Annotated in this window: 13 protein-coding genes; 3 read left to right on the top strand and 10 right to left on the bottom strand. The window is 54.6% G+C overall.

Annotated features, from left to right (window positions below; translation table 11 throughout):
• Positions 1-16: 16 nt before the first annotated feature.
• Positions 17-529 (bottom strand): tRNA adenosine(34) deaminase TadA, encoded by a 513-nt coding sequence (tadA, locus tag ABWO67_RS05595; RefSeq protein ID WP_353148731.1) that lies wholly within the window; start codon positions 527-529, stop codon positions 17-19.
• Positions 522-1,370 carry an HAD family hydrolase gene (locus ABWO67_RS05590; protein WP_353148729.1) on the bottom strand — a complete coding sequence of 283 codons (849 nt, stop codon included), beginning with the start codon at positions 1,368-1,370 and terminating at the stop codon, positions 522-524. The genes tadA and ABWO67_RS05590 overlap by 8 nt, the downstream gene beginning before the upstream one ends.
• Positions 1,371-1,575: 205 nt before the next feature.
• Here ABWO67_RS05590 and ABWO67_RS05585 point away from each other — a divergent pair, with 205 nt between their 5' ends.
• Positions 1,576-2,415: a universal stress protein gene (locus tag ABWO67_RS05585; RefSeq protein WP_353148726.1), complete on the top strand. Its 840-nt coding sequence runs from the start codon at positions 1,576-1,578 to the stop codon at positions 2,413-2,415.
• On the opposite strand, the gene ABWO67_RS05580 is transcribed toward ABWO67_RS05585, so the two are convergent.
• A complete protein-coding gene (locus tag ABWO67_RS05580) occupies positions 2,383-3,888 on the bottom strand; it encodes an NAD(P)H-hydrate dehydratase (RefSeq protein WP_353148723.1) in 1,506 nt (501 codons plus the stop codon). The genes ABWO67_RS05585 and ABWO67_RS05580 overlap by 33 nt on opposite strands.
• A gap of 72 nt (positions 3,889-3,960) precedes the next feature.
• On the opposite strand from ABWO67_RS05580, the gene ABWO67_RS05575 reads away from it, so the two are divergent.
• On the top strand, positions 3,961-4,887 hold the full coding sequence (locus ABWO67_RS05575) for an ABC transporter ATP-binding protein (protein ID WP_353148720.1): 927 nt from the start codon (positions 3,961-3,963) through the stop codon (positions 4,885-4,887).
• Positions 4,884-5,645, top strand: coding sequence for an ABC transporter permease (locus ABWO67_RS05570; RefSeq protein WP_353148718.1), 762 nt, complete (start codon positions 4,884-4,886; stop codon positions 5,643-5,645). The genes ABWO67_RS05575 and ABWO67_RS05570 overlap by 4 nt, the downstream gene beginning before the upstream one ends.
• Here ABWO67_RS05570 and ABWO67_RS05565 read toward each other — a convergent pair.
• The 7 genes from ABWO67_RS05565 to ABWO67_RS05535 all read right to left on the bottom strand — a co-directional run bounded on the left by ABWO67_RS05565 (position 5,635) and on the right by ABWO67_RS05535 (position 12,151).
• Positions 5,635-7,167 (bottom strand): GGDEF domain-containing protein, encoded by a 1,533-nt coding sequence (locus tag ABWO67_RS05565; RefSeq protein WP_353148715.1) that lies wholly within the window; start codon positions 7,165-7,167, stop codon positions 5,635-5,637. The two genes, ABWO67_RS05570 and ABWO67_RS05565, sit on opposite strands and share 11 nt — an antisense overlap.
• A gap of 54 nt (positions 7,168-7,221) precedes the next feature.
• A complete protein-coding gene (locus ABWO67_RS05560) occupies positions 7,222-7,704 on the bottom strand; it encodes a YajQ family cyclic di-GMP-binding protein (RefSeq protein WP_353148712.1) in 483 nt (160 codons plus the stop codon).
• 107 nt (positions 7,705-7,811) lie between these two features.
• Positions 7,812-9,470: an acyl-CoA synthetase gene (locus ABWO67_RS05555; protein WP_353148709.1), complete on the bottom strand. Its 1,659-nt coding sequence runs from the start codon at positions 9,468-9,470 to the stop codon at positions 7,812-7,814.
• 158 nt (positions 9,471-9,628) lie between these two features.
• The gene (locus tag ABWO67_RS05550; protein ID WP_353148706.1) at positions 9,629-10,354 is read right to left on the bottom strand and encodes an LrgB family protein; all 726 of its coding nucleotides are present in this window, start codon (positions 10,352-10,354) and stop codon (positions 9,629-9,631) included.
• Positions 10,351-10,710 (bottom strand): CidA/LrgA family protein, encoded by a 360-nt coding sequence (locus tag ABWO67_RS05545; protein WP_353148703.1) that lies wholly within the window; start codon positions 10,708-10,710, stop codon positions 10,351-10,353. Before ABWO67_RS05545 ends, ABWO67_RS05550 begins: the two co-directional genes overlap by 4 nt.
• Before the next feature lie 96 nt (positions 10,711-10,806).
• Positions 10,807-11,379 (bottom strand): DUF924 family protein, encoded by a 573-nt coding sequence (locus tag ABWO67_RS05540; RefSeq protein WP_353148700.1) that lies wholly within the window; start codon positions 11,377-11,379, stop codon positions 10,807-10,809.
• A gap of 13 nt (positions 11,380-11,392) precedes the next feature.
• Positions 11,393-12,151 (bottom strand): SDR family oxidoreductase, encoded by a 759-nt coding sequence (locus tag ABWO67_RS05535; protein WP_353148697.1) that lies wholly within the window; start codon positions 12,149-12,151, stop codon positions 11,393-11,395.
• Positions 12,152-12,201 lie beyond the last annotated feature (50 nt).

Below are 12,201 nucleotides of genomic sequence, written 5' to 3'. Positions count from 1 at the left end.
CCGCTAAAGAAAGCGATCAAAGCCCCGCATCACAAACAACCTTAGCCTTAGCCCGTCGCTCCCGAAAAAACTGGCGCAGCAAGTCGCCAGCCTCACTCGCCAGCAGCCCACCGGTCACCGATGTTTGATGATTCAACTGCGGATAAGCATGCACGCTAAGCACACTCCCGCAAGCGCCAGTCTTAGGGTCAGTTGCCCCGTAAACGACCCTGCCGAGCCGAGCATGTAGCATGGCGCCCATGCACATCGCACACGGCTCAAGCGTGACGAACAGGCTGGCCCCTGGCAAGCGATAGTTGCGCATGGCCGTAGCCGCCTGCCGCAGCGCCACGATCTCGGCATGGCTGCTGGGATCGTGATCAATAATGGTGCGATTAAATCCCCTGCCTATCACATCCCCGTTCACATCCAGCACCACCGCACCCACCGGCACCTCTCCGGCCGCATACGCCAGCGTGGCCTGCTCCAGCGCCAACTGCATGGCGTGCTCGTCGGCTGCGCTGTATACCGGTTCGATGGCTTCAGCCACGATATATCCGATTGTTCAAAGATATACGGCCGGCCAGACTTTCAACGGCCTCTTCCAGCCATTGATATAGCTCGGCTTCCTCGTCGTAGCGTGCCTGATTCAAGTTGGATACCCGCCCTTCTTGTATAAAACCCCATGCGCGGCTGCGTTTTTCACGATGTTTAGGATCCCAGACGCCAAACGCGACGCCACCCGAACGGCGAATTAACGAAAAACACGGTATATCGGTATAGCCGTCGCCCACGAAAATCATTTGCTCGAAGGGAATGCGCAGCTTGTCTTGCGCTATTTTTTTGTTGACCTCAAATGGCTTATTGCGCGATCCGGCCCCGATGATGCCTTTCTGAATATGAAACAAATAGCGCGTTTTATCGGTAAAGCTAACCACTCGCTTGGGAAACTGAATCCCGCCTTGCGCGTCATACACGAACTCAGACGCCCAGATATCCGTAAATTCATGGGCTATCGCCGTATGCCGTACGACATCGCCGATACCGCTGGAAATCAGATAGAACTCAAGCTGGACTTGCGGGTGCTGCTCTTTGACCATGGCCCTAAGGCGGCCAAACAAGGTTTCAACGCCAGCATGTAAAGGCAAACGTCGACCCCAGTCTTCAAGGCGTTCCTGCGTAATGCTTCCGTTGGCCTGCGACTTCGACAGCTCTATCATCTGGTACAGGTATGCTGGTACAGGATCCCAGTCTTGCTGGAACAATAATGGATCAACCTGATCTTTCCAGAAACGCTGCACATCGACACCGATATCGGCCAAAAAGCCCGAGGTACTGTCGGGAGCCAGCGTATCGTCAAAATCGAAAATCAGGGCAATAACGTCGGACATTCGGAATTCCCGTGGTGCTGGCCGGTATCGAAGAAAAAAACGTAACGGCCTTGTGAAACAAAGGGAAAGTTTAACGCGATTACTGGCACGCCGATGCTCAGAGCAGGCAACGCGCTTTTATTTACGCGGAATCAAGACGCCAGAAGTATCATGCTTATAACGTGTAGCCTAATCAGCAGATAATATTTTTATCACGGAGGTTCTCATGTTAGGACGCATTGCCATCCATCTTAGCCACGACCACGGTTGCAAACGCCGTTTGCGCGCCGCCATTCAATTGGCCTCCGAGCATAAGGCGGAATTGATCGGCGTATATCCGGAAGAACAGGCCGCCTTATATCTGTATGAAGACACCGTCATGCCTGAAGAGGTCCATAAGGTATTGCGCAATAAAATAATGCAGGCCCGTAACGAAGTCCAGAAACAATTTGTCCAGGAAACGTCCGCAGCTGGTGTCAAAGCCCACTGGCGCACGCCACAAGGGGCTGCGGATGAAGCGCTGACGATGCATGCCCGTTATTGTGACTTGCTCATCATGAGCAAATCTGACAACAAAGACACGACGGCCTCGCTCATGAGCAATCTGCCTGAAGCGGTAGTCATGGCGGCAGGCCGTCCAGTGCTGATGATCCCTGCGGTTGGCAGTGTCCTTCCCATCGGTCGGCGTGTTCTGTTCTGCTGGGATCATCGCCGAGAATCTGCGCGGGCGTTCTCTGATGCAGCTCCAATTTTGCATGCTTGCTCTGAACTCGTCGTCCTGACCGTCGATCCCCAGCCCGACAACCTGCGCAAGAAAGATATTCACGAAAATGACTTTGCCGATTATTGCGCTACGCTGGGCTACCCCAAGCCACGGGAAGTCTTCAAGCGAAGCGAAGACTTTGGTGGTGTCGGCAATATCATTTTGAACACCTCCACTGACCATGGCAGCGATCTGATCATCATGGGGGCATATGGCCACAGCCGGATGCGGCAATGGATCATGGGCGGCGCATCGCGCACCATGTTTAGTTCAATGACCGTGCCTATCCTGCTGTCCCACTAGCCGTTTCAATTGGCGCAGAATCCGCGGAAGTATCCGGGGCAAGTCTTCCGACATCAGCCCTGGTCCAAATGCCTGTGCCGCCTGCCCATGCAGCCATACTGCCGCGGCCGCCGCAGGGAATGCTTCCATCCCCTGAGCCATCAGGCCGGCAATCAAGCCGCTAAGCACATCTCCTGTGCCGCCGGTGGCCAAATCCGGCGGAGCATTCGTATTGATGATGACTCGCCCATCGCTGGACGCAATAACCGTATCCGAACCTTTCATCACCACGACTGCGCCGCTTTGCCGTGCCGCCTGGCGAGCTTTGTCGAGCTTGCTTCCCTGGGCGTCAAAAAGCCGTCCAAACTCGCCGTCGTGCGGGGTCAACACGCACGGCCCGACAACAGCATCGAATAGTGTCTGCGGATGCGCGCCGAAGATGCTGATGGCGTCGGCATCCAGCACCACCGGTCGGTGGCTTGCCAAGGCCGCTAATACATACTCCTTCGTGGTCTCGGAAACGCCGGCGCCGGGCCCAATGACTATGGCATTTTTCCTTTCGTCGGCCAAGACATCCGCAAACTGACTCGCATCGTTGACGATATGAACCATGATGCTGGTCAGGGCACTTGCATAGACGGCCCAGGCAGACTCGGGCGCCGCGACAGTGACCAGCCCCGCTCCGACCCTTGCAGCGGCCATCGCCGATAAGCGTGCCGCACCGGTCATGAGCGCGCCGCCGACCACGAGAACGTGGCCACGTTGATATTTGTGGGCGTCTAGCCGCGGCCAAGGGTAGACGCCCAGCCAAAGTTTCGGTGAATTTTCAAATGATGTCGGAGCAATCGCATCGAGTACTGATGGTGAAATACCGATGTCCGACAAGATGACCTCGCCGCACAACGACTTGCCCGGCATCAGGAGATGGCCTGGTTTTTTGCGAAAGAAAGTGACGGTAATTTCAGCGGCAGTTGCGATCCCACGTACCTGGCCACTAGCGCCATCAAGGCCGCTGGGAACATCGACTGCACATACGGGGATGCGCCGCTCGGCTAACGCGTGTATTAATAATGCAGCGGATCCCGATAAGGGCCTGGATAAACCTGCGCCGAACAAAGCATCGATTACCAAGCCCTTGCCGTCGAGCAGTCCAATGGAAAGCGGCTCGATAGACCCAGACCAGAGCGCTGCATGCCGGGCGGCGTCGCCCTTCAACATTTCCTTGTTACCCAACAGCCCCACAGTAACGGGCCAGCCCGCATCACGTAAATGGCGGGCCGCCACAAAGCCGTCACCGCCATTATTGCCGGGACCACATAAAACCAGCACTGGACGCTTGCCCCAGCGCTCGCCCACCGCATTGGCAACAGCCGCTCCAGCCGCTTCCATCAGGGCCATGCCGCTGACGCCTGCCTGAATGGCAGCCTGATCAGCAGCCGCCATTTGAGCCGGGGTCAGCAAAGCGGTATCGTTCTCTCGAGTCATTATCGACATATGCCTTCGCAATACAGATTATCAGGCGCTTACGCTTATGGTATTGTGCCTCAGTACATTTCGGAAATCATTATGTCACCCGTTATTTCGGTATCCAAACTGGACAAGATTTATGCGTCTGGCTTCCAGGCCTTAAAAAACATTAACCTAGACATACGCCACGGCGAAATCTTTGCCTTGCTGGGGCCTAACGGCGCAGGAAAAACCACGCTGATCAGCATCATCTGCGGACTGGTTAACCCAACATCCGGCACCGTGCTGGCAGATGGTCATGACATTGTTCGGGACTATCGTTTGGCCCGCTCAAAGATCGGGCTGGTTCCTCAGGAGCTGACCACCGATGCCTTTGAAACGGTATGGGCAACCGTCAGTTTCAGCCGTGGCCTGTTCGGCAAACCCGCTAATCCCGCTCACATCGAAAAGGTGCTGCGCGCCTTGTCGCTATGGAACAAAAAAGACAATAAGCTGATCACGCTATCGGGCGGGATGAAGCGCCGCGTATTGATAGCCAAGGCGCTTTCGCATGAGCCGCAAATTTTGTTCCTGGATGAACCCACGGCAGGCGTGGACGTATCGCTGCGCCAGGAAATGTGGCAAGTTGTGCGCTCATTGCGCGACACCGGTGTAACCATCATTCTTACGACTCACTATATCGAAGAGGCCGAAGAAATGGCCGACCGCGTGGGCGTAATCAATAATGGCGAGATCATCCTGGTAGAAGAAAAAAATGAATTGATGCGCAAGCTGGGAAAAAAACAGCTCACGCTGCATTTAAGCGAACCGCTACGCGTTATACCCGCAACCCTTGCTGCCTACCAGCTGGAAATCGCCGCCGAGGGCAACGAACTGGTATACACCTACGATTCGCAGCGACAGCATAACGACATCACCGCCCTCTTCCACGATCTGGCCGGAGCAGGCATAAAATTCAACGACTTGCAGACCCAGCAAACGTCGCTTGAAGAAATTTTTGTAAAGCTTGTACGGAATCCATCATGAACATCCATGCCATCCGCGCGATTTATGCTTTCGAAATGGCCAGAACTTGGCGTACTCTGCTGCAAAGCATCATAGCTCCCGTTATTTCGACGTCTTTGTACTTTGTCGTGTTCGGTGCTGCAATTGGCCATCGAATCACAGAAATAGATGGGGTCAGCTATGGCGCCTTCATTGTGCCCGGGCTCATCATGCTCTCGCTGTTGACACAAAGCATATCCAATGCATCATTCGGTATTTATTTTCCGAAATTTTCCGGCACCATCTACGAACTGCTATCGGCGCCTGTTTCGTATGCCGAAATTACCATTAGCTATGTAGGCGCGGCGGCGACCAAATCCATCATACTGGCAGCCATCATTCTTGCGACGGCAGGCTTTTTCGTTCCGCTGCAAATAGACCATCCCTTCTGGATGGTACTGTTCCTGGTGCTTACCGCGGTCACGTTCAGCCTGTTCGGTTTTATCATTGGGATATGGGCCGATGGCTTCGAGAAACTGCAGCTCGTACCTCTGCTAATCGTCACCCCTCTGACCTTCCTGGGCGGCAGTTTCTATTCCATCAACATGCTGCCGCCATTCTGGCAAACGATAACGCTGTTTAATCCGGTCGTGTATTTAATCAGCGGGTTTCGATGGAGCTTTTACGGCATCGCCGACGTAGATGTCTATATAAGCCTCGGAATGACGGTGTTTTTCCTGGTTCTTTGCCTGGCCACTGTGTTCTTGATCTTCAAGACAGGTTACCGTCTTAAGCACTAAAAACCTGGTTACGACCACCCTTCTTCGCTTCATACAGGGCTTTATCGGCGGCAGCCGTCAACATCGTTGGCGTGTCCCCGTCGCGGGGAACCATTACCGCAACACCAATACTAACGGTTAGCACGCCATTCGGAGTCACGGCGTGCACCATTTGTTTCTCCTCGATGGTGCCACGCATCTTTTCCGCAATGTAGAAGGCGCCCTCGACATCAGTATCTGGCAATATGACGACAAACTCTTCTCCGCCATAGCGTGCGGCCAAGTCAGCCGGGCGATTTGCATACGCCTTGATAATCTGGGCAACAGATTTCAAACACTCATCGCCGGCTCCGTGCCCATAATAATCGTTGTATTGCTTGAAGAAATCGACATCAAGCATCAGTAAACTAACCGGGCTCGCGTAGCGGCTTGCGCGTTGGAACTCGGCAACCAGGGAAATATCGAATTCACGCCGGTTAGCCAGGCCGGTAAGGCCATCTTCGCGCGCCAGCAACCCGAGCGCCTTGTTCGCACTAACGAGGCTTTCTTGCGCATGACGCAGGTTTTTTTCGACACGCAACTGGTACCGCATCATCGCTATCAAGCGACTACCCAGGTATGCCAATAGCAAAATGAAGAAGCTAACGATAGCTGCGGAGATCATAGATTCTTTGCGCCATCCCGCAAGAATTTCTTGCTTATCCCGCCCTACGACTACCGCCAAGGGATACTCCTTGACATGGGTGAAACCTAGAATGCGTTGAATCTTGTCTACGACCGAATAGCTGGTGGCGATACCTTCCTGTGACACATTCAAATGATCTGTAAACAAGGCCCCTTGAGATACGTTCAGCCCGACTTCCCGATCATTAAATGGCCGGCGTACCAATATGGTGCCGTCTTTCAGCAACAAGTTGACCAACCCGTCCTTGCCGATTTCAAGCGTGTTATACAGCTCAAGAAAATAATTAAGGTCTAAGGTAGCGAGCGCAACGCCGGCAAAACTTCCGTCCGGATGGTTGATCCTGCGGGATACCGTGAGTATCCAGGCACCTGTGGAGCGGCTACGCAGCGGCGGTCCAATATACGCGCCGGCACGCGCATGGTCCTTATGAAATACGAAATAACCACGGTCTGAGTTATTAGCGGCACCAGGTATGATCTCGTTCGAATTAACCAGCCAACGGCCTTGATTGTCATATACAAAAAGCCCGTGCAATTGCGGCAATTGAGCGCGCTGGTTTCGCAAAAGCACTTGTAGTCGCTTGAGCTGCCTATCGCCCATACCTTCTGTTTCCAGCCTTTCAACCAGGCCGAAAAGTACGATATCAGCCTGCTTGATGGTGGCATAGGCGTGCTGCCCCAATGTTCGCGCCAAGTCCAAGGTGGCCGCCTCTTTATCGCGCAACTGGTGCTGACGGGAGGACCACGCACCCCAAGCAACGATAATAATCAGCGCCAGAGCTACAACAATGGCGCAGACCATGGCATAGCGCATACCTGGCGAGCTTTCACCGGCGCCGACGTGCGGTTGTACCAACATCCCGCCATCGACAGGATCAGGCTTAAACACCTGTATCAGGAAAAGCGCGTAGCACTAGTCACGAAAATTTTCGTATTGAAGCGGCAATTCGACGTCGGTCTTTTTCAGCAAGGCGATCGCGGCTTGCAAGTCGTCGCGCTTCTTGCCGCTGATTCGCAGTTTCTCGCCGTTGATCTGGGCTTCGACCTTGAGCTTGCCTGCCTTGAGTGCGGCGATGAGCTTCTTGGATATGGCTTGCTCTATGCCTTGCTTGATCGTGATTTTTTGGCGAGCGCCGCCCAGATTTTCCAGAGGCGTAGCCACGTCAAGGCAGCGTACATCGATGCCTCGAGCGGACAAACGGCCCCGCAAGATGTCCAGCATTTGGTTCAGCTGAAAAACGCTGGAAGCCGACTGCGTAACCACAAAGCCATCCAATTCAAACTTGGCGTCGCTGCCTTTAAAATCAAAGCGGGTAGCCAATTCGCGACTGGCTTGGTCGACTGCATTGCTAAGTTCGTGCTTGTCGACTTCAGAGACGACATCAAATGTGGGCATACCTAAAGTTCCGTGGGGAAAAACATCTTAAATTGTAGTCCAGCGACGAGGGCTGTACAACCGCGCCCGCCACGGGACATTGAACTATGGAGGGCGCGAGGCGGTTATTAACCAGCCGCCGTTTCAAGCAATTCGGCCTGTTTGCGCAACTCAAACTTCTGGATCTTGCCGGTAGAAGTCTTGGGCAGCTCGCAAAATACGACAGAGCGCGGTACTTTGAAGCCCGCCAAATGTTTCTTGCAATGCTCAATAATGGCTTCTGCTGTGGTTTCTGAACCTTCTTTGAGTTCGATAAAGGCGCATGGCGTCTCGCCCCAGCGTGTATCCGAACGCGCAACAACGGCGGCCGCCAAGACATCGGGATGACGGTACAGTACGTCCTCTACTTCGATGGATGAAATATTTTCACCGCCAGAGATAATGATGTCTTTGCTGCGGTCCTTGATTTTTACATAGCCGTCCGGATCCATGACCGCCAGGTCGCCGCTATGGAACCAGCCCCCCGCCAATGCATCTTGTGTCGCCTTCGGATTCTTCAGATACCCCTTCATGGCGATATTGCCGCGGAACATGATTTCACCCATGGTTTGTCCATCGGCAGGCACCGGCTGCATGGTCTGTGGATCCATGACGGTGATTCCGCGTTCCAGATGGTAAGTGACGCCCTGGCGCGAATTAAGGCGCGCACGCTCGCCAATATCGAGATCATCCCACTCGGCATGCTTGGCGCATACGGTTGCCGGCCCGTAAGTTTCAGTCAGTCCGTAAACATGCAGAATATCGAATCCCAGCCGTTCCATGCCTTCGATCATGGACGCGGGAGGCGCCGCACCCGCCACCATAGCTTTAACGCCTTGCGGCACGCCCTCTTTCATGGCTTGCGGCGCATTGACCAACAGGCTATGCACAATGGGCGCGCCACAATAATGGGTGACGCCATGTTCACGGATAGCATCGAAAATGGCTTGTGCTTCGATCTTGCGCAAACACACATTGACGCCGGCGCGCGCAGCTACCGCCCAGGGAAAACACCAACCGTTGCAATGGAACATCGGTAGCGTCCACAAGTAAACGGCATGCTTGGGCATATCCCATTCAAGGATATTGGAAATGGCGGCGGTAGCCGCCCCACGATGATGGTAGACCACCCCTTTGGGGTTGCCTGTCGTGCCGCTGGTGTAGTTCAGCGCAATGGCGTCCCATTCGTTCTCAGGAAGCTGCCATGCAAAATTAGGATCGCCCTTCGCGATGAAGGCTTCGTACTCGATAGCGCCTATGGGTTGCGCCGGGCCGGTGTATAGCGCGTCGGCTACGTCAATGACGTAAATGGGCGAAGACGATGAGCGCAAGGCGAGCGCCTTGCGCATGACAGGCGCGAATTCGGTGTCGACGATGACAGTACTGGCTTCACCGTGGTCCAGCATAAACGCGACCGTTTGAGCATCCAGCCGCGTATTGATGGCATTGAGAACGGCTCCGACCATGGGAATGCCAAAGTGGGCTTCCACCATAACAGGTGTATTGGGTAGCATCACAGCCACCGTATCCCCTTTGCCTATACCGTTTTGGGCCAGGGCGCTAGCCAGTTGTCGGCAACGGCTATACAGCTCGGCCCAGTTGCGCCGTAATGCTTTCGGGCCCGTTCCATGCACAACAGCCAAACGCTGCGGATAAACGCCAGCGGTGCGTTCAATAAATGACAGCGGCGACATTTGGGCGTAATTAGCCGGGGTCTGTGGCAAATCCTGGTCAAAGATACTGGGCATTTTGGTCTCCTCTAATTAATTCTGATGCATTGCAGATATTTCAGATCATACAACTGCCAGCGCGATACGGATTATTCAGAAACCAGGAAATATTGATTCTGCTCAGTAGGCAATAGATTCGCCCCCGTCGCCGTGGGGCTGCGGTTGGACAAATCCAACTAAATGATTGCCAAGACCGCAAGTATGAGCGGGACAAGTATCGCGGTAGCGATCCCGTTCAATCCCATCCCCAATGCGGCAAACGCCCCGGCGGTGTCATTCGATTGAAAAGCACGGGCCGTACCGATTGCATGCGCGCTCAGGCCCAGCGCAAACCCTTCCACTTCTGGATCCTGCACGCGTACAAGCTTAAACAAGCCACCAGCCATAATCGCGCCGGCAATACCGGTAATAGCCACGGCTATCGTAGTCAACGAAGGCAAACCGCCGCTTAACGCAGCCACTTCCATTGCGATGGGCATGGTTGCCGACTTGGGAGCGAGCGACAATTGAGTTTGCACGGAAGCCCCCACGAACCGGGCGATCCCGATGGCAGAAAGAATGGCCGTGGCAGAACCAGCCAGCAAGGCCACGAATATGGGCCAGAACAGGCGTTTCAAGCGCGCCAACTGGCCATATAGGGGAATCGCAAGCGCCACGGTTGCAGGCCCGATAAGGAATTTCAGGAACCACGTCCTTTCGGCATACACCTGATATGGCGTCTTGGTGTAGTACAGCACGCCAACCACGACGACCACGGCTGTAAGAACTGGCAAAAGCAAGGGGTTGCCGCCGCTACGCTGGTATACCGTTGCCGCGCCCAGATAGACCAGTAAAGTTAACCCCAGCCAAAACAAGGTGGAGTCCGCCAGGTAGTGCCAAACTGCCGCAAATGTATCGGTCATAGCTCGGACACCCTCGAACGGTTCAGCATCCAGCGAAAGGCCACCGCAGTCACCACGATAGTCAAAGCCACGCCGCCAATGCAGGCCAGCAAGAAAGGAATCCAGTCATCGGCAAGCTGGCCGAAGTACAGCATGATGCCCGCTACAAGAGGAATAAACAGCAGCATCAAGTGCTTCAGCGCGTGATGGCAGGTATCGCGCAACCCTGCCGGCACACGCCCATATACGATGAGTGCGGCCAGCATCAACAGCATCCCCATTAAAGGTCCGGGTAGCGGCAGGCTCAGCAACCGCACCAGCGCTTCGCCAAGAATTTGCATAGAGAACAACGCAGCCACAGCAGACAGTACAGGCATAAGCAACCAATAAAGTATAGAAAACACGGAAGCTAGTGCACGCACACTAGCCCGCCAGCGCCGTAGGTATTACCCAGACAAGACAAAGACGCCTGACTAGCCTGCAAACCCGCCTTCGTCCAAAAACGCTTGTTCCTGTGCTGTGGTGGCACGCCCCAACGACGCATTGCGATGCGGAAAACGTCCGAAGCGCGCGATGATTCGGTGGTGGTCTTCTGCATAATGGCGCAAAGAAACATCCAGTCCGGCATGCAAAAGGACTGAACGTTCCTGGTCGGCCAGATTTTCAGAGTGCTCGAAGGGCAAATAACAGAACAAGCGCAGCGCAGGATCGACAAGCGTGTCAAATTTCGCTTCTACAATCGCCTCGGCAAAATGCAGTGCCAGCGGATCCGTGGCAAACATGTGCGCGGTACCGCGAAAGGCGTTCCGGGGAAACTGATCGAGCAGAATTAACAGCGCCAATCCACCGTTCGGACTGCTTGCCCAGTGGTCCAGCTCGCGCCGCGCCGCTGCCATATGCGCTTGCAGGAAATGCTCGCGAAAACGCAAGTCGAAATCCGGATCCTTTGTAAACCAAGCCGCTGGCCCTGCCGCCTGCCAAAAATCGATTACCTCGGCGATAGCCTGCTTATCGTCGTCGCGTTCAGTGTGATTCTGTGTCGTCATAATGGGTTGCACGTTAGCCGCGCCCTAGAAACGGCATGTTGGTCGCCATGATGGTCATAAATTGCACATTGGTATCCAAGGGCAGTTGCGCCATTTGATGGACCGCACGCGCCACATGAGCCACGTCCATACGAGGCTCTGGACGGGTTGTGCCGTCGGCCTGCAATATGCCCGCCGCCATACGGTTGGTCATATCAGTAGCGGCATTGCCGATATCGATCTGGCCGCAAGCAATATTATAGGGGCGGCAATCCAGTGAAATAGACTTGGTCAGGCCTGTTACGGCATGCTTGGTGGCAGTGTAGGCAATAGAAAAGGGACGCGGCGCTGTAGCGGAAATAGAGCCATTATTAATAATGCGCCCACCCTGGGGCTGCTGGTTCTTCATCATGCGTATGGCTGCCTGCGCGCACAGGAACATGCCAGTCAGATTCACGTCGACCACTGCACGCCAGTCCGCTATCGACAAATCTTCTATGGGAACCGCTGGGGCGCCGCGCCCCGCATTGTTGAACAACACATCGAGCCGGCCGTAAGTACTTTCTATTTTTTCGAATAAAGCCCCCACCGCGCTTTCATCAGTGACGTCAGTGGGTACAGCGAGCGCATTCCCCCCTTTATCGGCGGCCAACGCACGCGTCTGCTCCAGGGCATCGGCGCGCCGGCCGCAAAGAACCACTTGATAGTTATTGGCTAAAAATTCAAGCGCCACCGCGCGACCAATGCCACTGCCTGCGCCTGTTACCAACGCAACGCCCGTTGCCTTATCCATTTATATCCCCTCTTGTTTTATCGAACCGAATCGGTAGCTTGCAATAATAC

Source organism: Pollutimonas bauzanensis (assembly GCF_040393045.1).
Lineage (GTDB): Bacteria > Pseudomonadota > Gammaproteobacteria > Burkholderiales > Burkholderiaceae_B > Pollutimonas > Pollutimonas bauzanensis_A.
The sequence above is the reverse complement of the archived record's forward strand: the minus strand, read 5'-3'. Positions and strand labels throughout refer to the sequence as shown.